1 rRNA gene is annotated in these 1,187 nt (G+C 47.4%); it reads left to right on the top strand.

Annotated elements, in window-relative coordinates:
- Positions 1 to 125 precede the first annotated feature (125 nt).
- Positions 126 to 1,187: ribosomal RNA gene (locus tag L1264_RS21385) — 23S ribosomal RNA — on the top strand; the annotation flags it as partial.

Raw genomic sequence — 1,187 nt, 5'->3', positions numbered from 1 at the left:
AAAAATATGCCAGTTAATCAGCAATGATTAATCGGTATCTACTTTAGTATTCTCATCATTATTTGATGAATTAACTTCTGGCGAAGTTAACAGCTGTCACTAACAAAGACCCGTTTGGGTTGTATGGTTAAGTGACTAAGCGTACACGGTGGATGCCTTGGCAGTTGGAGGCGATGAAGGACGTATTAACTTGCGATAAGCCTAGTCAAGCTAGTAAAAAGCGCTTGAGACTAGGATTTCCGAATGGGGAAACCCACCTGCTTGCAGGTATCTTACACTGAATACATAGGTGTAAGAGGCGAACGCGGAGAACTGAAACATCTAAGTACCCGTAGGAACAGAAATCAACCGAGATTCCGGAAGTAGCGGCGAGCGAAACCGGACCAGCCCTTAAGCTTATTATGTGTTAGTGGAACATTCTGGAAAGTATGACGATACAGGGTGATAGTCCCGTACACGAAAATGCATCTTAAGTGAAATCGAGTAGGTCGGAGCACGTGAAACTTTGACTGAATATAGGTGGACCATCATCTAAGGCTAAATACTCCCAACTGACCGATAGTGAACCAGTACCGTGAGGGAAAGGCGAAAAGAACCCCTGTGAGGGGAGTGAAATAGAACCTGAAACCGTGTACGTACAAGCAGTAGGAGCCCACTTGTTGGGTGACTGCGTACCTTTTGTATAATGGGTCAGCGACTTATATTTTGTAGCGAGGTTAACCGATTAGGGTAGCCGTAGGGAAACCGAGTCTTAACTGGGCGTATAGTTGCAAGGTATAGACCCGAAACCCGGTGATCTAGCCATGGGCAGGTTGAAGGTTGAGTAACATCAACTGGAGGACCGAACCCACTAACGTTGAAAAGTTAGGGGATGACCTGTGGCTAGGAGTGAAAGGCTAATCAAACCGGGAGATAGCTGGTTCTCCCCGAAATCTATTTAGGTAGAGCCTCGGACGAATACTTACGGGGGTAGAGCACTGTTAAGGCTAGGGGGTCATCCCGACTTACCAACCCTTTGCAAACTCCGAATACCGTAAAGTACTATCCGGGAGACACACGGCGGGTGCTAACGTCCGTCGTGAAGAGGGAAACAACCCAGACCGCCAGCTAAGGTCCCAAAGTCATAGTTAAGTGGGAAACGATGTGGAAAGGCCCAGACAGCCAGGAGGTTGGCTTAGAAGCAGCCA

The sequence above is a fragment of the Pseudoalteromonas sp. APAL1 genome (genome assembly GCF_021532475.1).
Classification (GTDB): domain Bacteria; phylum Pseudomonadota; class Gammaproteobacteria; order Enterobacterales; family Alteromonadaceae; genus Pseudoalteromonas; species Pseudoalteromonas lipolytica_C.
The sequence above is the reverse complement of the archived record's forward strand: the minus strand, read 5'-3'. Positions and strand labels throughout refer to the sequence as shown.